Origin of the sequence: Bradyrhizobium sp., from assembly GCF_050014615.1 — a bacterium.
GTDB lineage: Bacteria > Pseudomonadota > Alphaproteobacteria > Rhizobiales > Xanthobacteraceae > Bradyrhizobium.
This window is the reverse complement of the sequence record NZ_JBEKCZ010000099.1, coordinates 1-18,889: the sequence shown is the minus strand read 5'-3', so window position 1 is coordinate 18,889 and position 18,889 is coordinate 1. Positions and strand designations below refer to the sequence as shown.

At 63.0% G+C, this 18,889-nt stretch carries 24 protein-coding genes; 18 read left to right on the top strand and 6 right to left on the bottom strand.

All coding sequences use genetic code 11. The features are described 5' to 3' along the window. The 5 genes from ABR948_RS16980 to ABR948_RS16960 all read left to right on the top strand — a co-directional run. On the top strand, positions 1 to 1,084 hold a 1,084-nt coding region (locus ABR948_RS16980; RefSeq protein ID WP_428119904.1), incomplete at its 5' end, for a circularly permuted type 2 ATP-grasp protein. Positions 1,085 to 1,093: 9 nt separating this feature from the next. Then, positions 1,094 to 2,035 carry an alpha-E domain-containing protein gene (locus ABR948_RS16975; protein ID WP_428119902.1) on the top strand — a complete coding sequence of 314 codons (942 nt, stop codon included), beginning with the start codon at positions 1,094 to 1,096 and terminating at the stop codon, positions 2,033 to 2,035. 102 nt (positions 2,036 to 2,137) lie between these two features. Further along, entirely contained in the window at positions 2,138 to 2,941 is an 804-nt protein-coding gene (locus ABR948_RS16970; RefSeq protein WP_428119900.1) for a transglutaminase family protein, read from the top strand. Positions 2,942 to 3,019: 78 nt separating this feature from the next. Continuing rightward, positions 3,020 to 3,778 carry a proteasome-type protease gene (locus ABR948_RS16965; RefSeq protein WP_428119898.1) on the top strand — a complete coding sequence of 253 codons (759 nt, stop codon included), beginning with the start codon at positions 3,020 to 3,022 and terminating at the stop codon, positions 3,776 to 3,778. A 14-nt stretch (positions 3,779 to 3,792) separates the two neighbouring features. Beyond that, positions 3,793 to 4,548: an SDR family oxidoreductase gene (locus tag ABR948_RS16960; RefSeq protein ID WP_428119896.1), complete on the top strand. Its 756-nt coding sequence runs from the start codon at positions 3,793 to 3,795 to the stop codon at positions 4,546 to 4,548. A 12-nt stretch (positions 4,549 to 4,560) separates the two neighbouring features. Here the strand turns inward: ABR948_RS16960 and ABR948_RS16955 are convergent, their stop codons facing one another. After that, a complete protein-coding gene (locus tag ABR948_RS16955) occupies positions 4,561 to 5,784 on the bottom strand; it encodes an MFS transporter (protein WP_428119894.1) in 1,224 nt (407 codons plus the stop codon). A 258-nt stretch (positions 5,785 to 6,042) separates the two neighbouring features. Here ABR948_RS16955 and ABR948_RS16950 point away from each other — a divergent pair, with 258 nt between their 5' ends. After that, positions 6,043 to 7,293, top strand: coding sequence for a NupC/NupG family nucleoside CNT transporter (locus tag ABR948_RS16950; protein WP_428119892.1), 1,251 nt, complete (start codon positions 6,043 to 6,045; stop codon positions 7,291 to 7,293). Positions 7,294 to 7,311: 18 nt separating this feature from the next. On the opposite strand, the gene ABR948_RS16945 is transcribed toward ABR948_RS16950, so the two are convergent. Then, positions 7,312 to 7,869: a cupin domain-containing protein gene (locus ABR948_RS16945; protein WP_428119890.1), complete on the bottom strand. Its 558-nt coding sequence runs from the start codon at positions 7,867 to 7,869 to the stop codon at positions 7,312 to 7,314. 339 nt (positions 7,870 to 8,208) lie between these two features. Here ABR948_RS16945 and ABR948_RS16940 point away from each other — a divergent pair, with 339 nt between their 5' ends. From ABR948_RS16940 to ABR948_RS16910, 7 genes are all read left to right on the top strand, one after another. Then, positions 8,209 to 9,156, top strand: coding sequence for an IS110 family RNA-guided transposase (locus tag ABR948_RS16940; RefSeq protein WP_428119888.1), 948 nt, complete (start codon positions 8,209 to 8,211; stop codon positions 9,154 to 9,156). A 234-nt stretch (positions 9,157 to 9,390) separates the two neighbouring features. Further along, on the top strand, positions 9,391 to 9,642 hold the full coding sequence (locus ABR948_RS16935; RefSeq protein WP_428119886.1) for a hypothetical protein: 252 nt from the start codon (positions 9,391 to 9,393) through the stop codon (positions 9,640 to 9,642). A 99-nt stretch (positions 9,643 to 9,741) separates the two neighbouring features. After that, positions 9,742 to 10,113, top strand: a complete 372-nt coding sequence (locus ABR948_RS16930) for an enhanced serine sensitivity protein SseB C-terminal domain-containing protein (RefSeq protein WP_428119884.1) — start codon at positions 9,742 to 9,744, stop codon at positions 10,111 to 10,113. Positions 10,114 to 10,170: 57 nt separating this feature from the next. Next, entirely contained in the window at positions 10,171 to 10,938 is a 768-nt protein-coding gene (locus ABR948_RS16925; RefSeq protein ID WP_428119882.1) for an SDR family NAD(P)-dependent oxidoreductase, read from the top strand. Positions 10,939 to 11,071: 133 nt separating this feature from the next. Further along, positions 11,072 to 11,545 carry a hypothetical protein gene (locus tag ABR948_RS16920; protein ID WP_428119880.1) on the top strand — a complete coding sequence of 158 codons (474 nt, stop codon included), beginning with the start codon at positions 11,072 to 11,074 and terminating at the stop codon, positions 11,543 to 11,545. A 67-nt stretch (positions 11,546 to 11,612) separates the two neighbouring features. Then, positions 11,613 to 12,785 (top strand): cytochrome P450, encoded by a 1,173-nt coding sequence (locus tag ABR948_RS16915; protein ID WP_428119878.1) that lies wholly within the window; start codon positions 11,613 to 11,615, stop codon positions 12,783 to 12,785. Between the two features lie 133 nt (positions 12,786 to 12,918). After that, positions 12,919 to 13,422: a collagen-like protein gene (locus tag ABR948_RS16910; RefSeq protein ID WP_428119876.1), complete on the top strand. Its 504-nt coding sequence runs from the start codon at positions 12,919 to 12,921 to the stop codon at positions 13,420 to 13,422. A gap of 28 nt (positions 13,423 to 13,450) precedes the next feature. On the opposite strand, the gene ABR948_RS16905 is transcribed toward ABR948_RS16910, so the two are convergent. Further along, positions 13,451 to 13,774 (bottom strand): hypothetical protein, encoded by a 324-nt coding sequence (locus ABR948_RS16905; RefSeq protein ID WP_428119874.1) that lies wholly within the window; start codon positions 13,772 to 13,774, stop codon positions 13,451 to 13,453. 73 nt (positions 13,775 to 13,847) lie between these two features. Continuing rightward, positions 13,848 to 14,114 carry a DUF2277 domain-containing protein gene (locus ABR948_RS16900; RefSeq protein ID WP_428119872.1) on the bottom strand — a complete coding sequence of 89 codons (267 nt, stop codon included), beginning with the start codon at positions 14,112 to 14,114 and terminating at the stop codon, positions 13,848 to 13,850. Between the two features lie 172 nt (positions 14,115 to 14,286). Between ABR948_RS16900 and ABR948_RS16895 the strand changes: the two genes are divergently transcribed. The 4 genes from ABR948_RS16895 (at position 14,287) to ABR948_RS16880 (ending at position 16,911) form a co-directional block, all read left to right on the top strand. Then, positions 14,287 to 14,526 (top strand): DUF2188 domain-containing protein, encoded by a 240-nt coding sequence (locus ABR948_RS16895; protein WP_428119870.1) that lies wholly within the window; start codon positions 14,287 to 14,289, stop codon positions 14,524 to 14,526. Positions 14,527 to 14,580: 54 nt separating this feature from the next. Continuing rightward, positions 14,581 to 15,663, top strand: coding sequence for an alpha/beta fold hydrolase (locus ABR948_RS16890; protein ID WP_428119868.1), 1,083 nt, complete (start codon positions 14,581 to 14,583; stop codon positions 15,661 to 15,663). Between the two features lie 167 nt (positions 15,664 to 15,830). Further along, a complete protein-coding gene (locus ABR948_RS16885) occupies positions 15,831 to 16,184 on the top strand; it encodes a hypothetical protein (protein WP_428119866.1) in 354 nt (117 codons plus the stop codon). A gap of 121 nt (positions 16,185 to 16,305) precedes the next feature. Continuing rightward, a complete protein-coding gene (locus tag ABR948_RS16880) occupies positions 16,306 to 16,911 on the top strand; it encodes an MSMEG_1061 family FMN-dependent PPOX-type flavoprotein (RefSeq protein WP_428119864.1) in 606 nt (201 codons plus the stop codon). 203 nt (positions 16,912 to 17,114) lie between these two features. Here the strand turns inward: ABR948_RS16880 and bfr are convergent, their stop codons facing one another. After that, complete coding sequence (gene bfr / locus ABR948_RS16875; protein WP_428119862.1) at positions 17,115 to 17,600, bottom strand: bacterioferritin; 486 nt, start codon at positions 17,598 to 17,600, stop codon at positions 17,115 to 17,117. Positions 17,601 to 17,796: 196 nt separating this feature from the next. Beyond that, on the bottom strand, positions 17,797 to 18,075 hold the full coding sequence (locus ABR948_RS16870) for a (2Fe-2S)-binding protein (RefSeq protein WP_428119906.1): 279 nt from the start codon (positions 18,073 to 18,075) through the stop codon (positions 17,797 to 17,799). 476 nt (positions 18,076 to 18,551) lie between these two features. On the opposite strand from ABR948_RS16870, the gene ABR948_RS16865 reads away from it, so the two are divergent. Further along, a complete protein-coding gene (locus tag ABR948_RS16865) occupies positions 18,552 to 18,866 on the top strand; it encodes a hypothetical protein (protein WP_428119860.1) in 315 nt (104 codons plus the stop codon). The last annotated feature ends 23 nt before the right edge of the window (positions 18,867 to 18,889 follow it).

Below are 18,889 nucleotides of genomic sequence, written 5' to 3'. Positions count from 1 at the left end.
TCCTGAGGACCTGGTCTTTCAGAACCCGGTCTTCCGCCCGGAGATGAACGGGCAAAAGGTGCCGCACGACATTTATGTCCATGTCGCCGGCATCGACGTCATACGCGTCGACGCCGACAATTTTTATGTGCTCGAAGACAACGCGCGAACGCCTTCGGGTGTCTCTTACATGCTGGAAAACCGCGAGATCATGCTGCGGCTCTTCCCCGAATTATTCTCGCGCTATCGCGTTGCGCCGGTCGAGAATTATCCGGACGAGCTTCTGGCAACGCTGAAATCAATCGCACCGCCGACGGCTTCCGCAGAGCCGACCGTCGTGTTGCTCACGCCCGGGGTCTACAATTCCGCTTATTACGAGCATTCATTTCTTGCCGACAAGCTCGGCGTTGAATTGGTCGAGGGCCGCGATCTCGTCGCCAAGGGCGACCTGATTTACATGCGCACGACCGAGGGCCTAAAGCGCGTCGATGTGATCTATCGCCGGATCGACGACGACTTCCTCGATCCGCTGGTGTTCCGGCCCGATAGCGCTCTCGGCGTGCCCGGCCTGATGTCGGCCTATCAGGCGGGCAATGTCACCCTTGCAAACGCCGTCGGTACCGGCGTCGCGGACGATAAAGCGGTCTACAGCTACATGCCGGAGATCGTGAAATTCTACCTCGGCGAAGAACCGCTTCTGAAGAATGTGCCGACCTGGCGGTGCCGCGAGACCGAGCATCTCGCTTACGTCCTCGACCATTTGGATGAGCTGGTGGTGAAGGAAGTGCACGGCTCGGGCGGCTACGGCATGCTGATTGGTCCGAAGGCAGACAAAGCCGCGATCGCCGCGTTCCGCGCTAAGCTTAAGTCCGACCCGAAAAATTTCATCGGGCAGCCGACGCTTGCGCTTTCGACCTGCCCTACCTGTGTCGAAGAGGGCATTGCGCCCCGTCACGTCGATCTCCGGCCCTTTGTGCTCTCGGGGAGCGACCGGGTCCGCATCGTGCCGGGCGGATTGACGCGCGTCGCGTTGAAGAAGGGTTCGCTTGTGGTCAATTCCAGCCAGGGCGGCGGCACCAAGGACACCTGGGTGTTAGACGGTTAAGCCTTAGCGATGCTTTCCCGCACAGCCGATAACCTGTTTTGGCTCGCCCGCTATGTCGAGCGGGCGGAATATCTCGCGCGCATTCTGGAGACCACCTACCGGCTCACGGCCCTGCCACTGGCTTATGTCGGAACCTCGAACGAATGGGAGTCCGCCGTCGCCACCGCGGGCTGCGCCAGCGCGTTCTTCGCGACCTATTCGGAAGCGAACGAAGAGACCGTCACCGAGTTTTTGGCGTTCTCGACCAGCAATCCGTCCTCGATTCGCAACTGCATCGAGACGGCACGCCTGAACGCGCGTTCGGTACGCACCGCGCTGACCATCGAAATGTGGGACGTGATCAACAGCGCCTGGCTCGAACTCAAGAAGTGGGGCAATGGGCCGCGATCGCGGGAAGAGTTCGCTCGCTTCCTGCGCTGGGTCCAGGAATCGTCACTGCGGTTCGACGGATCGGCCTACCGCACCATGTTGCGTAACGACGCCTACTGGTTCTCCCGGCTCGGGGTCTATATCGAACGCGCCGACAACACGGCGCGCATCCTCGACGTCAAATACCACTTGCTGCTGCCAGAGCATGAACGGGTCGGCGGCCCACTCGACTATCATCAATGGGCCTCGATCCTGCGTTCGGTGTCAGCTCTCACGGCCTATCACTGGGTCTATCGCGAGAACGTCAAGCCGTGGCTCGTCGCCGATCTGCTCATGCTCAAGGATGAGATGCCGCGCTCGCTGGCGAGCTGCTATGAGAATCTTGTGCAAAATCTCGACCGCATCGGCAATGCCTACGGCCGCCAGGGCAATGCCCAGCGTCAGGCCCGCGCGGTGCGAGGGCGCCTGCAAAACGCCCGCATCAAAGAGGTTTTTCAGAACGGATTGCACGAGTTCATCGACGATTTTGTCGAGGATAACAACCGGCTCGGAACCGCCATAGCGCAGCAATATCTGATGTGACAGGAGTGGTCAGTAATCAGAAGGCTAAGGACAACGCGGCCCCGCCTCGTCTATTGTCTGATAGCTTCTGACGACAAAATACTGACTATTGATACCTGTCACATGCGCCTTCGCATCGCCCACAACATCGTCCGTCGCTACGACCCGCCCGCAGCTGGGGCAATCCAGGTGTTGCGGCTGACGCCGCGCAACCATGACGGCCAACACGTCATCGGCTGGCGCATCGATGTTTCGACCGACGCGCGGCTCAACGCGCACGAAGACGCCTTCGGCAATCTGACGCACGTGTTTACAGCCGATGGACCGCTGGAAACGTTGAGCATCAACGTCGATGGCGAAGTCGAGACACAGAACACGGAGGGAGTGGTACGCGGTACCGTTGAACGTTTTCCGCCAAGCTTGTTCCTCCGTGACACGTCATTGACGCAGGCTGATGAACGCATCCGTGAGTTTGCCGGCGAGACCCGTGCCGCGGACGGCAACGACGTTCTCGGTCACCTTCACGCCCTGATGCACCGGTTGCACGAGGAATTGCCCCACGATCACGACGAACCGCAAGAAGCTGCGACGGCCGTCGAGGTTTTCGCGCGCAAGCGAGGCGTCGCCCGCGATCTGACGCATATCTTTATCGGAGCAGCGCGCAGCTTCGCGATCCCGGCGCGCTACATCGCTGGGTATCTTTGCGCCGACAGCACCGTTGAGCAGCACGGCGGCCACGCCTGGGCTGAGAGTTTCGTCCCCGGTCTCGGTTGGGTCGGCTTCGATGTGGTCAACTGTGTTTGCCCAACCGAGGCGTATGTTCGGGTCGCTGTTGGGCTTGACGCTCTCGGCGCCGTCCCGGTGCGCGGAACCCGCTACGGCACAGGCGATGAAAAGCTCGCAGTTGCGATCAAAGTGGATCAATGAGCGGGCAAAGCGGTGGCGGCATTGCCGCAGGCGGACGGCCGCTATTATAAAGGCCGCGTTGATGGAGCGAGAAAATCGATGACCTACTGCTGCGGCATTCTGGTGCGCGAAGGCTTGGTGATGTTCGCCGATACGCGCACCAATGCCGGCGTCGACAACATCGCGACCTTCCGCAAGCTCCACGTCTTCAAGGATGCGGGCAAACGCATCATGGCGATCGCCGCCGCCGGCAACCTCTCGATCAGCCAAACGGTGCTTAGCCTGCTGACCGAGGGGTTCGACAATCCGGACAATGGCGAGCGCGAGACCCTGATGAACGCGCCGACCATGTTCCAGGCCGCCCAGCGCATCGGCAAGGCGATCCGCGCGGTCCACGCCACCGAAGGCACCGCGCTGCAGTCCGAGGACATCAATTTCGACGTGTCGTTCCTGTTCGGCGGCCAGATCAAGGGGTCGCGGATGCGGCTGTTCATGGTCTACCCGGCCGGCAATTTCATCGAATGCACCACCGACACCCCGTATTTGCAGATCGGCGAGCACAAATACGGCAAGCCGGTGCTCGACCGCGCCATGCATTATGATGTCGAACTGTACGAAGCGCTCAAGACCAGCCTGATCTCGATGGACTCGACGATGCGCTCCAATCTCGGCGTCGGCCTGCCGATCGACGTGCTGGTGGTACGATCCGATATCTGCGAGGCCGATCTCAATCACCGCATCGAGGCGGGCGAGCCGTATTTTCACGATCTGCGTTCGCGCTGGTCGGCGGCGCTGCGCCAGGCGCATCAGAATATTCCACGGCCGCCCTACAAGACCGAAATAACACCAAAAACCTAACAGGCAGGAAGCAAATGACCGAAGCAAAAAACAAGATCGCGGTGGTAACCGGCGCCGGCACCGGGGTCGGGCGCGCGGCATCGCTGGCGCTGATGAACGCCGGCTTCACCGTCGTGCTGGCCGGGCGGCGGCTGGAAAAGCTGGAGGAGACCCAAAAACTCGGCGGCAATGGCAAGAGCCTTCCGGTTCCCGCCGACATGACCGATCCCGGATCGATCGCGGCCCTGTTCGCCAAGGTGACGGAGGTCTATGGCCGGCTCGATGTGCTGTTCAACAATGCCGGCATGGGCGCACCGCCGGTGAATTTCGAGGATCTCAGTCTGGCGCAATGGCAGGCGGTGGTCGCCACCAACCTCACCGGGCCGTTCCTGTGCACCCAGCACGCGTTCCGGATCATGAAGGACCAGACCCCGCGCGGCGGCCGCATCATCAATAACGGCTCGATCTCGGCGCATGCGCCGCGGCCGTACTCCTCGGCCTATACCTCGACCAAGCACGCCATCACCGGTCTCACCAAGGCGACCAATCTCGACGGCCGCGGCTACGACATCGCGGTCGGGCAGATCGACATCGGCAACGCCGCCACCCCGATGACGGACCGCATGGTCGACGGCGTGCTGCAGCCCGACGGCCGCAAGATGCCGGAGCCACGGATGGACTCCAAGGCGGTCGGCGACGCCGTGGCCTATATGGCCAGCCTGCCGCTCGACGCCAACGTGCTGTTCATGACGGTGATGGCCAGCAAGATGCCGTTCGTGGGACGGGGGTAAAAGTAGAGGCCCCTACTCCAGCCGCTGCACATCGCGCAGCGCCGGAAACAGCTTCATCCACAACAGCGCGATCGCGATGGTGCCGAGGCCGCCCAGCGCGGCCGCCGGCATCGCGCCGAACAGCGCGGCGGTGACGCCGCTTTCGAACTGGCCGAGCTGGTTGGAGGCGTTGATGAACAGGAAATTGACTGCGCCGACCCGGCCGCGCATCTCGTCCGGCGTGGCGAGTTGCACCAGCGAAAAACGGATCACCACGCTGACGACATCGGCCGCGCCCAATATCGCCAGCGCCAGAACCGAGAGCCACATCCAGTGCGAAACGGCGAACACCACAGTCGCCACTCCGAAGACGATCACGGCCTGAAACATCCGCATCCCGACGCGGCGGTCGATGGTATAGCGCGCCAGCAGAGCGGTCATCAGCAACGCGCCGACCGCGGGCGCGGCGCGCAGAATGCCGAGGCCGAGCGGGCCGGTCTGCAGAATATCGCGCGCATAAATCGGCAGCAGCGCCGTGGCGCCGCCGAGCAGCACCGCGAACAGATCGAGCGAGATGGTGCCCAGAATGGCGGGATTGTTGCGGACAAACCTGACCCCGGCGAACAGGTCGGCCGGCGTCGCCGCGTCCCTGACGAAATCGGATTTCGCCGGCTGGATCGCACCCATCAGGATCGTCCCCAGCAGCCAGAACAAGGCCATCACACCGTAAGGCAGGCTCGGCGCTACCGCATAGGCCAAACCACCCAGCGCCGGTCCGGTGATGGTGGCGAGCTGCGCCGCGCCGCTCGAGATCGCGGTCGCGCGCTGCAGCGTGCCTTCGGGCACGATCAGCGGCAGCAGTGCGGCGATGGTCGGGCTTTCGAATGCGCCGGCGGTGCCCAACACCGCCATCGCGATAAAAATCTGCACCACCGTCAACGAGCCCGCATAGGCGCCCCATGCCAGATACAGCGCGGTCAGCGCTTCAACGAGCAGGCAGAGCTGCGCGACGCGCTTGCGCTCATAGCGATCCGCGGCGTGGCCCGCGACGAAAACCAACAGCAGCGTCGGAAGAAACTGGACCAGTCCGACCATGCCGAGCGCGAACGCGCTGCCGGTCAGATCATAGATCTGCCAACCCACCGCGACCGCGGCAATCTGGCTGGAGAAGCGCGAGAAACTGCGCGACAGCAGATACAGCAGAAACGATTTGTGCCGCAGCAGCGCGCTGGAGCCCGCCTGGATCGTGGACGACATCGTCAACCGGTTTGTTTGCTTGCAATCGTGAGCAGTCGCCCGCGCCATGCCATGGTGATGCCGTGGCGTACCGCTGACCGGTTGTCAATGTCGGCGGCTGGACTGCACGGGTGGATTGCGTTTTGCGCCTGCCGTCGCTGCCCTGCGCTGCCGCCGGCTGACAGCGCGACAGTCCCTGGCCCGCGAAACCGGCTCGCAAATGCATTGCGCAGCTTGGCGCGCTGCCTTCATAATCGCCGCGGGCTTCTCGGGGGAATCATGCTTCAATTGCAATCGGCGTTCGGCGTGCTGGCGTTGCTGGCGATCACCTGGCTATGCGGTGAAAACCGCCGCGCGGTCTCCTTGAGGCAGACCGCCATCGGCCTCACTGTCACCGTGCTGACCGCCGTGGCGCTGATCAGGCTTCCTTTCGTCGCGCACGCCTTCGGGGCCATCAACGATGCCGTCGGCGCGATCTCATCCGCCTCGCGGGCCGGCACCTCGTTCGTGTTCGGCTACCTCGGCGGCGGCGCGCTGCCGTTCGATCTGAAAGCCCCCGGCGCGGATTTCATCCTGGCGTTCCAGGCGCTGCCCGTGGTGCTGGTCATGAGCGTACTCACCACGCTGTTGTTCTATTGGCGCATCCTGCCGCCGGTGGTGCGCGGCATGGCGTGGCTGTTGGAGCGCACGCTCGGGGTCGGCGGCGCGGTGGGACTTTCCACCGCCGCCAACATCTTTCTCGGCATGGTCGAAGCGCCGTTGTTCATCCGGCCTTATCTGGCGCAGCTGACGCGCAGCGAATTGTTCCTGGTGATGACCGGCGGCATGGCGGGCATCGCCGGCACCGTGCTGGTGCTCTACGCCACGCTGCTGGCGCCGCTCATTCCGGATGCCGCGGCGCATTTTGTCATCGCCTCGGTACTCGGCGCGCCGGCGGCCATTCTGATCAGCCTGATCATGGTGCCGGAGACCGACGAGCGACGCACCGGCGGCGGGTTTGGCGATCCCGACATGCATGCGTCCTCGACCATGGACGCGATCGTCAAGGGCACCACTGCCGGGCTTGAGCTGCTGCTCAATATTATCGCGATGCTGATCGTGCTGGTGGCGCTGGTCTCGCTTGCCAATGCGATCCTCGGATTGTTGCCCGCGATCGGCGGCAGCGCGATTTCGCTGCAGCGGATGCTCGGTTATATCATGGCGCCGGTGTGCTGGCTGATGGGCCTGCCGTGGCCGCAGGCGATCACGGCGGGCAGCCTGATGGGCACCAAAACCGTGCTCAATGAGCTGATCGCCTATGTCGATCTGTCCAAACTGGGGCCCGACGCGCTCGATCCGCGCTCAAAGCTCATCATGCTCTACGCGATGTGCGGCTTCGCCAATTTCGGCAGCCTCGGCATCATGATCGGCGGCCTCGGCACCATGGCGCCGGAACGCCGTGACGAGATCAATGCGCTCGGATTGAAATCGATCGTCTCGGGCACGCTCACGACCTGCCTGATCGGCGCGATCGTGGGGGTGCTGAGCTGAGCCCTGGAGGCGCGCGCATCAGGTCGCGAGTTCGACCGTCTTGAATTCCGCGGGCAGGATCACTTCCAGCAATTCGACGTCGTCGGAATAATCCATGATCAGGTGCCTGATGCGGGGCGGCTGGGTCCAGGCGCTGCCGGCTTTCATCAGGGTCTCGCCCTGCCCTTCCATGTAGGTTTTGACCCAGCCCTTGAGCACATAGACCATCTGGAATTCGACGTCGTGGAAATGCAGCTTCGAGACCTCAGCGGGATTGCACGGCCCGATCAGCCGGATCACATGCGCCTGCGCCAGGCCGTTGCTGGCCGCGGCGACCCCGAGATCGCGGTAATGCGCGTAGGCGCGCAAACCGTCGGCTTTGAAATCCTCATCGCGGTAATGACTGATGGCGATGCGCTGTTTCGGGCGCGCGCGTTTGACGGCGGGAACCGTGCGCGCTTTGGCCTTGAGTTTTTTTCGCGCGGAGGATTTGGCGGCGGTCTTGTTTGTGATCTTGCTGGCGGTCTTGCGCGCCGGCGATTTCTTCTGCGCGGCGGCGCGGCTGGCGGCCCGTGCGGTCGGCTTCTTTTTGGCCATCGACGTTCTCCCTTTCGGTTATGAGGAAGGGTAGCACAGAATGCCGTTAGGGTGGGCAAAGGTGCGCTTTCACCGTGCCCACCATGGTTAGCTCGGCAAGACGTGGTGGGCACGCTTCGCTTTGCCCACCCTTGTAATAGCGAAATCGATTATCGTCGGGGTGTTCCGTGAGGAATGGCCTGCTGCGGCGTGCATTCCGCAGCAGGCCGCTGGCGATCGGATCGAGCCCGCCCTGAGCCGCTTTTGGCTGCCCCGTAGCGTGATCGCGCCAGCACCTTCATCGGACCCGGATGGTTGCCGGAACAACTTGGTTCGTTTCACAAGGCAGGGTCGACGAAGATGACACAGACTAACATAATCACGGCTGGAATCGATACGTCCAAGGCCAAGCTCGACATCGCGGTTCATAATCGTAGCGAACGGTGGCAGGTTGCCAACGCCTTGCCGGGCTGGCGCATGCTGGCGGCCAACCTGGCCAAGGCCGGCGTCACCCGCGTCGGTATCGAGGCGACGGGTGGGTACGAGCGCGGCGTGGTTGAGCACTTGCGTGCGGCCGGCTTCACTGTGCTGGTGCTGCAGCCGATGCAGGTCAAAGCGTTTGGCCGGGTGCACTTGCGCCGCGCCAAAAACGACGCGCTCGATGCGTTACTAATCGCCGCTTGTACCGCTGCCATCGATCAGCCGAGGATCGTGCCAGATCCACGGCTGGCGGAACTGGCGGGACATCTAACCTTCCTTGAGCAGGCCGAGGAAGACATCGCGCGCTTCAAGACGCGGCTTGAACACATCGACGAACCCGCGCTGCGGCGTATGGTCGATAGCGACATTGTAAAGCTGAAAGCGCGGCGTGCCTCGCAAATACGTGGCATTGCCAAGCGTCTGCGTGTCTATGGTGACCTGGCTATGCGGCTTGATCTGGTGCTCAGCATTCCCGGTATCGGCGAACGCACTGCGCTCGCGATCATCATCCGCATGCCCGAGCTGGGACAAGTCAGCCGCGAGGAAGTTGCAGCCCTGGCCGGTCTGGCTCCATTCAACGACGATAGCGGACAACATAAGGGGCAACGCCGCATCGCTGGCGGCCGTGGCCGCTTGCGCCGGTCTCTGTTCGCCGCTGCGCTCCCGGCAGCCTTCCGCTGGAACAAGGCATTGATCGCCCTCTACGCCCGCCTCGTCGCAAGTGGAAAAGCTCACAACGCAGCCCTGATCGCCTGTGCCCGAAAGCTCCTGATCTACGCCAATACCGTCGTCCAGCGCGGAACCCCGTGGACCGAAAAAGCCGCTTAGCGTTTAATGGTTGCTACGCTGGCCGCGCAATTAACTAACCACACGAACGGCGGTTCGAACTGTCATGACGCCTGACCTACCCAAAGCACGCGCCATTTTCCCGCCCCGCTTTGAACCCAATCGCGCGCCGTCGACACACACCCCATGCCGGGGCAACCCCCACCCCGGCGCCTGATCTCCCCAAGTCACTTTGCGGAGACGGGATCGACATTTCTCACCAGGAGATATTGCATCATGCGTCGACTTTCCGTTCTGTGTGCCGTTGCCGGACTTGGCTTCACCGCGCTGGCCGCTGCCAGCCCGGCACAGGCCGCTTTCCACGTCATTCGCTGGCACGACACCGGTTTTTGCCAGGTCTGGGACAACAACCTGCCCACCGCGCCGTGGCCGGTCCACTACACGACCGTCACCCACCGGGTGCCGACCTTTGTCGAGGCGCTGGCGGTCAAGGAAGTTCTGTTGCGCAAGGGAACTTGCTCGTTCTGAAACCGTTCGATCGGCGGAAGGCTGGTGGGCACGCGTGCGTTTCGCACCGGGCCCACCGGCGTCCGTCCTGCCAGGGAACGGTTCGCAAGGGAGGCTCGAATGCTCGATCACTCTTCCACTCCCGATATCAAGGTTCCCGATATCAAGGTTCTTGGCGAACAGGACGGCCCGGCGGAGCAGCGCCTGAAGGAGGCGCTGGCGGTGCTGCTGGGCCTCGGCGCCACCGTGACCAGGGCCTATCTCGCGCGCGTTCGCTATGACGACAAGACCAGCGGCGTGATGCTCGGCCTGCTCACGGACGATGCGCGCAACAGCGAGAAGGTGGCCGGGCAGATGGGCCAGACCTTCAAGGCGCTGTTCAACACCAAGGCCGATCTCGAGATCGTTTTTCTCGACGACGCGCGGGACGCCGAGATCAGGAAGGCCTGTGCGCCGTTCTACGATCGTACCCGGCATCGCACGGCGGCATAGCCATCGCACCGGCGACTTTGCTATCCTCTGTCAAAATCGAAAACAGAGGAAACATCCATGCCCCTGCTCCAGAACCATATTGCCGTCGTCACCGGTGCCGCTTCCGGGATCGGACGCGCCATCGCGTTTGGCTATGCGAAGGAGGGCGCGCAGGTGGTGCTGCTCGACACCAACGAGACCGCGGCCGAAGAAGCCGCGCAGGAAATCCGCCGCTCGGGCGGTCAGGCCGAAAGCATGGTGCTCGACGTGACCCGGCGCGAGGACTGCACCGCGATCGCCAAGCGCGTCGCCGCCCAGGTCGGGCCGGCCTCGATCCTGGTCAACAATGCCGGCATCAACCGCCGCAACGCGTTCACCGGGGATGCCGAGGCCGTCGTCAGGGATTGGCAGGACATCATGGCGGTCAATCTCAACGGCACCTTCAACGTCACCCATGCGTTTCTGGGATCGCTGCGCGCCACCAAGGGGCGGATCGTCAATATCGGATCCGTTCAATCGTTCATGCATGTGCGCACGCCGAGCTCGCCGGCCTACACCGCCTCGAAGCACGGCGTGCTCGGCTTCACCCGGGCGCTCGCCGCCGAACTCGGCAAGCACGGCGTGCGCGTCAATGCGATCGGCCCCGGGCTGATCGAAACGCCGCTCAATGCCAGCGTGCGCGCCAACGATCCCGAACTGATGAAGATCTTCATGGATCACACGCCGCTGGGCCGCGCGGGGAAACCCGAAGACATCGTCGGCCCCGCGATCTTCCTCGCCTCCGACCTGTCGGCCTATGTCACAGGCTCGATCGTGATGGCGGACGGCGGGTATCGGACGGTTTGAGATGCGCGCGAACACAACGACTGTCGTCGCCCGGCTTGACCGGGCGATCCAGTATCCCGCAGCGTTAGTGATAGAACCGAGCCGCCGCGGATTACTGGATACCCCGCTTTCGCGGGGTATGACGACTGGCGTGTTGGCAACCGTCATTGTCTTAGCGCTCGCGCTCGCCCCCGCCTTCGCCGGCACCTGGAAACACGAGGTGGTCCCGAACGACGGCGATGTCCTGACCTATTCGGCTGATGGCAAGACACAATTCTATCTCGGCTGCGGCCGCGGCTTTGCGCTGCACGTCAAATATCCCGGCGAGGCCAAACAAGAAGGCGAGGCCGACATCGCGATTTCGACTTCGCGAGGCCGGATGACCTTCAACGGCGACTTCGAGGATCCCAGTGTGTTCGGCGGCACCGATTTCCGGCAGAGTTATCTTGGCTATCTTCACAGCGATCCCCGGGTGTTCGGCAGGAAGTGGAACGCGGTTAAGGCGCGCCTGCTCAACATGCTGGACTCGCGCGGACCGATCACCATCTCGGCCGGCGGCCGCAGCTACCGGCTACCGGCCATCGAGGCCGGCGACTGGCACAAGGCGCTGGATAGCTGCAGGAACTAACCGCCGAATGATTTGACAGCTTCGCCCCGCTTGATCACCCTGCGCGCCACCGCCGACGGATCAGCCCATGTCCAACGCCCCGCATTTTGACATCGACGTATCGGCGTTCTGGGCCGATCCCTATCCTGACCTGGCGAAGATGCGCGCCCGGGCGCCGATCGCATTCGTGCCGCAGCTGGGATCGACGGTGTTTACGCGGCGCGACGATATTTTCAGCCAGGAGAAACGCATCGACGTGTTTTCATCGCATCAGCCGGCCGGCCTGATGAACCGGCTGATGGGCCACAACATGATGCGCAAGGACGGCGACGCGCACATGTCGGAGCGCGCGGCGATGTTTCCCGCGGTGTCGCCGCGCACGGTGCGCGACACCTGGAGCCGGCAGTTTCAGGCCCATGCCGACCGCATCCTCGCCGCACTTGCGCCCGCCGGCCGCGCCGATCTGTGCAAGGCGTTCGCGCTGCCGCTGTCGGCCGAGTGCCTGAAGGACATCACCGGTCTCACCAACATGCGCTACCAGGACATGGACGCGTGGTCGCAGGCGATGATCGACGGCATCGCCAATTACAGCGGCAACGCCGAAATAGAGGCGCGCTGCCACGCCGCCACCGCTGATATCGATGCCGCGATCGACGACATGGTGCCGGTGGTGACCCGGCACCCCGATGCCTCGATCCTCAGCGTGCTGCTGTCGGCCGGCCAACCCATGGACAGCATCCGCGCCAACATCAAGCTGGCGATCTCAGGCGGGCAGAACGAGCCGCGCGACGCCATTTCCGGCACGATCTGGGCGCTGCTGACCCACCCCGATCAGCGCGCGCTGGTCGATGCGGGAAAGGCGAAATGGATCGACGTGTTCGAGGAATATGCGCGCTGGATCGCGCCGATCGGAATGTCGCCGCGCCGGGTCGCCAAACCCTGGTCCTATGGCGGCGTCGATTTCGAGCCGGAGGATCGCGTCTTCTTCATGTTCGGCTCGGCCAATCGCGACGAGGCCTGCTTTCGCAATCCCGATGCCTTCGACGTCACGCGCGATCACGGCAAGAGCATCGCGTTCGGCGCCGGCCCGCATTATTGCGCCGGCGCCTTTGCCTCGCGCGCGATGGTGGCTGATGTGGCCTTGCCTGGTATTTTCGGGCGGTTGAACAATTTGCGGCTGGACCCTTCCGAGCCGGTGCGGATCGGTGGCTGGGCGTTTCGCGGGCTGCTCAATCTGCCGGTGGTATGGGACGCGGCGTAATCCGCGCGACGAACGCCGCACCAGCTTCGATCGTGATTGATGTTGATCACGTCAGCACAGGCGCACCACGCAATTGCTGCTGTCATCGAACCTCTGCTAAGGAAAGCTGCGAAATCAGCGGGAGAATACGAAGGTGGCGGACGACACAGCGAGCCGGCAGGGACGACAGGGGCCGCAGGGCCCGCGCGGTGAGCCGGGGCGCCCCGGACCGCAGGGCCATCCCGGACGTCCCGGTCTGGAGGGGCCGCGCGGCAAGGCCGGACCGCAGGGCAAGGCCGGTCTGCCAGGAAAGCCGGGAGCGCCGGGCCCGCGCGGCGAAGCCGGTCCGCAGGGCAAGCCCGGCGTGCAGGGCGAAGCCGGTCCGCGCGGCGAGCCCGGTCCGCCCGGCCAATTGCCTTCGATCGAGCAGGTGATGCCATGGCTGCATCTGTTGTTCGATGCCTGGGAAGACTACAAGCGCCAGCGCGAGTTCGAGGCGGCCGAGCTGGAAGCCGCTGAACGTCTTCTGGCCACTGAGCGTCTCGCCAGCGAGCAAGCGGCGCTGGAGGCGGAGGAGGATGGCGATGCCTCCGACGACGAGGACGACGACCACAAGAAGAAAAAAAAGCACAAGGACAAAGACAAGCACAAGAAGTGATCGGCGCGGGCGCTGCGGCGACCGGTCGTCACGGATGCGGCGGCGAATTCCGCACCTTGCCGAAATGATTGGCCAGCCACAGCGCCATCACCAGCGCGCCGATCAGCGCCGTGACGCATAATGGCCAAGGCGGCGGCAGTTGCGGCAGGAAGATGTACAACAGCGTTCCGCCGATCGCGACATTCACAAAACCCCAGATCACATTGACGGTGGCCGAGGATTCGCCGACGCCGGAAGGCGACGCGAACGGGGTCTGGAACCGGTTGCCGCTGATGCCCTGCACGATGTGCGGGATGGCGTTGGCGAGAAACGCGCCGGCGAACAGCCATGCGACATAGACATACCAGATCATAAGTACTTCCTCAGTTGTGCAGGCATTCCCCGATGCCGGGTTTGACGGGGATCGCAGCGCGCCGGCGCGATCCTCACCCGAATCTCAGCTTCGAGCGTTCTTTGGCCTTCTCGGCCTCGATCTCGCGGTCGCGCGCCGGGGCGTGGGTGTGAAGCGATACCATGAGGCGCCGCGCCGACGCCGCGACTTCCGCGACCGCGCGGTCGAACGCCTCGGCATTGGCCTGCGACGGCTTGTTGAAGCCGGAGAGCTTTCGCACGAACTGCAGCGCCGAGGCCTGAATTTCGTCCTCGGTCGCGGGCGGCTCGAAATTGAACAGCGTCTTGATGTTGCGGCACATTTGTCTTCTCCTTCCATTGGGGGCACCCTTCCAGACGATCGGCGGGCGCAAAATCCGACATCGCGGCATGATCTTTTCGCAAAACCGGTTCCCACTTTTCCGGATCATGCTCTAGAATAAGCCACGCATTCCCCCCTGTCGCCGTACCCACGCCAACAAAAGCGAGTTCCCGATGAGCCACGTCACCTACAAGATCGTCCAGCATGACGGCGGCTGGGCCTATACCGTCAGCGGCGTATTTTCGGAAGCCTTCCCCAGTCATGCCGCGGCCCTTGCCGCCGCCCGCCGCGCCGCCGCCGAACAACGCGTGCCCGGCCGCACCGAGGCGATCGAATACGAGACATCCGACGGCAAGTGGCATACCGAGACCGCTTCCGGCAGCGACCGTCCCGAAACCGATGTCGAGGACTAGCCGTAGGCCGCGAGCGATCTTGGCGACGCGGCCGCGTGCCTGAGGAAACGCATCATGACATGTTTGCGCGCGGCGCTATCGGCACTCTCGGCGATTACCTTGGCAACTATCCTGGCAATGACTTCCTTGACCGCGCTGGCGGCGGACTATCCCACCCCGAAGCAAGGCGACTGGACCGCGAGGGATTTCAAATTCCACACCGGCGAGACCCTGCCGGAGCTGCGGCTGCACTACACGACGGTGGGTGAGCCGACCGGCCAGCCGGTGCTGGTGCTGCATGGTTCCGGCGGCTCGGCGTTGAGCATGCTGACGCCGGCCTTTGCCGGCGAGTTGTTCGGCCCCGGCCAGCCGCTCGATGCGTCGAAATATTACATCATCATTCCCGACGGCATCGGCCACGGCAAATCGTCAAAGCCGTCCGACGGCATGAAGACGGCGTTCCCGAAATACGACTACGACGACATGGTCGACGCGCAATATCGACTCATCAAGGAAGGCCTCGGCATCAGGCATCTGCGGCTCGTGATCGGCAATTCGATGGGCGGCATGCACACCTGGCTGTGGGCCACCAAATACCCTGACATGATGGATGCGCTGGTGCCGATGGCGGCGCAGCCGACCGAGATGGCGGCGCGCAACTGGATGCTGCGCCGGATCATGATCGAGACCATCCGCAACGATCCCGACTACAACAATGGCCATTACACCGCGCAGCCGCGGATGATGAAATACGCTGTTACCGCCTATGGCCTCGCCTCCGCCGGCGGCACGCTCAATTATCAGGCGCTGGCGCCATCAGCGGCCAAGGCCGACAAGATGGTCGACGACCGGCTGGCGACGCCGGTGACATCAGACGCCAACGACTTCATCTATCAGTGGGAAGCCTCGCACGATTACAACCCATCCGGGCTGGAGCGGATCGCGGCCACATTGCTGGCGATCAATGCCGCCGATGACGAACGCAATCCGCCCGAGACCGGCGTTACTGAAGCCGCGTTGAAGCGCATCAAGAACGCCCAGCTCTATCTGATCCCCGCAAGCCCGCAGACGCGCGGACATCTCACCACCGGCGACGCGGCGTTCTACAAACAGCCCCTGCAGGAATTGCTGCAGACGGCGCCACAGCGCGCGATGTGAATTCTCTTGGATTTCGCATCGCACCAAATTTGCTGCGCCGCGCTTCGCATATTTTTTGAGCGTGCATCCACCTGACAGCTCAGGCTTAATTGCATTCGCTTTACGATTCGTGGTTGCCGCAAAAAACGGCATGCGACGATGGTGCGAGCAATGCTGTGGAGGATCGCATGCGAAGGTTCGCGCAGATCATCTTGCTGGCGTGCTTGTCCGCGCTGACGAGCGTGGCGCTCGCCTTCGACAACGGTCAATACGAGAACGTTCCCGCCGATATCCGCGCCTGGTTCAAGGGCGTGATGGCGCCGAACGGCGTGCCCTGTTGCGACATCTCCGATGGGCATCGCACCGAATATGATTTTCGCGAAGGCGCCTACTGGGTGCCGATCGAAGGCCAGTGGATGGCGGTGCCCGATCGCGCCATCATCCGCGACCGCGGCAATCCGGTCGGCGAGGCCGTGGTGTGGTATGTGCATCACCGCGGCAGCATCGTGATCAGTTGCTTCGTGCCGGCGGACGCGGTGTGAGGTCGGCCTGGCATCGAGGTCTGATCCAACCGCGCTGGCGTCGCGGCGCGGTGATAAAAGGTGGCCGGCGGAATATCGCGATGATATCCTTCGGCCCGTCACCCCTTTCAGGAGACGGCACTTGACCGACCTCGCAGCCTGCGACCTCGCATCGATTTACCCAAAACCCTCGCCGCGCGTGATCGCCAAGGCGCGCCCGGAGATCGACCTTCACGCCAGGAAGTTCATCGCGATGTCGCCGTTCTGCGTGCTGGCGACGTCGGGCTCCGACGGCAGCGTCGATGCCTCGCCGCGCGGCGGCAATCCCGGTTTTGTCAATGTCGCAGGTCCGAACCGGCTTCTGATGCCGGATCGCTCGGGCAACAACCGGATCGACAGCTTCAGGAACATCGTCGAGGGCTCAGGCTTCGTGCAGCTGATCTTCTTCGTGCCCGGGATCGACGAGACGCTTCGCGTCGGCGGCAAGGGCAAGCTCTCGGCGGCGCCGGAGCTTTTGGCCGCGATGGAGGAATTCGGCAAGCTGCCGCGCGCGGTGCTGAGCATCGATGTGCACGAGGCCTATTTTCACTGCGGCAAGGCGCTGATGCGCTCGCGCCTGTGGTCACAAGATGCAAGGGTCGAACGCGAGGTGTTTCCCAGCATCAGCCAGGTGATCCACGACCAGACCAAGCTCGACAGACCGGAAACCCAGGCCGAAGTCGAGGCGCGCTACAAGACGCAGTTGTGAGCGATCGGTCCCTGAACCTGTCGTCCCGGACAAGCCAACGGGTCGGCGCGAAGCGCCGCCCGATGACAGGCTCCGCGCGATCCGGGACCCATACGCCGTGTCCCATCATTTGAATGACGGTGGGAAAGACCTTCCACAACAATTACAGCCGGTGGTTATGGGTCCCGGCGTTCGCCGGGACGACGATATAAGCTACGGCTATCCTAGCTCTCGCTCTCGAGCCCGCCGACATGCTTCTGGGTGTAGAGCTCGAGCCCGATCCGCTTGATCAGATCAAGCTGGGTTTCGAGGAAATCGATGTGATGCTCCTCGTCCTTCATCAGGCTTTCGAACAGGTCGCGCGAGACGTAGTCCTTGACGCCGTGGCAGTAGGTCGCCGCCTCCTGGTAGAGCGCCCGCGCACCGACCTCGGCGGCAAGATCGCATTCGATGATTTCCTTGACGTCCTGGCCGATCCGCAAGGGATCGAGCACCTGCATGTTGGGAAAGCCGTCGAGAAACAGGATGCGGTCGGTGAAGCGGTCGGCGTGGTTCATCTCCTCGATGGATTCCTTGCGCCAGACCTTGGCCATTTCCAACAGGCCCCAATTGTTCAGCAGCCGATAATGCAGCCAGTACTGGTTGATGGCGGTGAGCTCGCTGCGCAAACCCTTGTTGAGATAATCGATGACTTTTGCGTCGCCCTGCATGATGCACTCTCGCTGCCGGGGCCATTTGGGACGGCCCTCAAAAAATAACTCCAAACGCTACTAGCGCATGATCCAGCCGAGTGTAAGCGGTTTGTCCGGGATCGATTTGAGTTGGTCTTGGGCTGGTCACGGAACAGGCGGCAGCAGGCGGCTGCCGGGCGGGCCGGCCGGAAAAAACCAGCGATATTTTCAGGCTTCAGACCGCCGCTTCGAGGGATAAATCGGCGCGGATGTGCTCGTGGGCGTGCCGATGCGTCTCGGTCCGGCCGTGCGGGCATCCGGAGCAGCAGGCCTTGGCGCAAGCGCCTAGCGCCTCGTCGATAATGGTCTTGATGGTGCGCGCGCAACGGCCGCATTCGGCACTGCAGCCGAGGCAGCCATAGATCTGCTTGGCACTTCGGGGAAGGTCTTCTGCTGACTCGACGGCACTACGGACATCATGGTCGCTGAGGACGTTGCAGGAACAGACAATCATGAAGCCGGGGGCCCTTCGATGAAACGGTGCCCATTCGATATTTAAGACCGCGGCGGGATGCAAAAGGAAAAACCGTCTTTTCAAGTGATTCCAAACTGATGCGCTGGTCAGACTGGAATGAATCTAAAAAACCTCGGGAATATTTACGTAGAAATACTGGTCGTTGCTGGAACTGGCAGACCGCTATTCGCTACCGCCGTCACGACCGCCCCCGACGGCGCCGGCAGCCCGGTCGCGTCGCCAAGAGGTAGATCAGCGACGTCCCGCCGAGCGCAATTCCGAAGGCCGTCAGCCATGACTCATGGCTAGCCACCGTTGCGCCGGGGAAGACTTTTGCGCCGCAAAAAGCCCCGCAATAGCCCATATTTGTCGCCAAATATGGCGACCTCGTTCATTGATCATTCAAGTGAAATGTGGAACTTTCCCTGCGATAACCCGCTATATCCGCTGTCCTGCTCAATCAGAAAGGTGATGCCATGAGGAAAACATTGATGGCACTGGCTGCCGTCGCCACCCTGGCCGTTTCGGCCGTGGCCGCGCCCGCCCCTGCCCACGCGCAACGATATCTGGGCGCCGCTGTCGCTGGCGGATTGATTGGCGGCGCCATCGTCGGCGGCGCGATTGCTGCCGGCCCTGGCTATTATGGATACGGACCCGGCTATTATGGACCCGGCTACGGTTACTATGGCGGCCCGGCCTATGTGGCGGCGACCCCCGGCTGCTACTGGCAGCGGCAGCGCTTCTGGGACGGCTATGGCTGGCGAATCCGCCGCGTGCAGGTTTGCGGCTAAGGCGTTCATCTTCGTTACAAACA